Annotated in this window: 1 protein-coding gene; it reads left to right on the forward strand. The window is 43.0% G+C overall.

Annotated features, from left to right (window positions below):
* Nucleotides 1-676, forward strand: a 676-nt coding sequence (locus AB4238_RS21815) for an IS4 family transposase (protein WP_372035659.1), incomplete at both ends; no start/stop codon positions are given.

Consider the following 676-nt stretch of genomic DNA (forward strand, 5'->3'; position numbering starts at 1 on the left):
GGGGACATGATGTCACGGGTCATTTCAGTGTGTGATAGAGAAGCAGACATACTGAGTTATATTCAGGATAAACAGCAACACAATGAACGTTTCGTTGTTCGAGCGAAACATTCTAGAGCGCTGATTGAGACAGACTCTAAGCTATTTACATATCTTGAGTCACAAGCTGAGCTGGGGCAATACACTATCGATATCGCCCAGAAAGGGACAAAAAATAGTAAAGGGAAACCTGTAAACCGCGTGTCAAGAAAAGCGAAGTTAACAATAAAAGTGGCACAGGTTACGTTTAAAACGAAAGATGAAACTAAGCCAGTAAACGTGGTGTACGCTCAAGAAACAACATCAAAAAAGGTTACCGAGCCGCTACGTTGGGTACTATTAACAACGGAGCCAATTGATACGTTAACTCAAGCACTTCATATTATAGATATTTACACCGCAAGATGGCGTATTGAAGATTTTCACAAGGCCTGGAAAACGGGTGCAGGTGCAGAGCGGCAAAGAATGACGGAGCCTAAGAACTTAGAAAGAGCCGTTTCAATCTTAGCTTTTATTGGTGTCCGCTTACTGCAACTCAGAGAAGCCATCACCATCCCTTATTATTTACGCAAGAAAGGTCTGATTGAAGAAGCCAAAGCCGTAGAGAGTCAAAGCTGTGACGCGGTACTCGAAGAGG

The organism is Shewanella sp. 10N.286.45.A1 (genome assembly GCF_041470405.1).
Classification (GTDB): Bacteria; Pseudomonadota; Gammaproteobacteria; order Enterobacterales; family Shewanellaceae; genus Shewanella.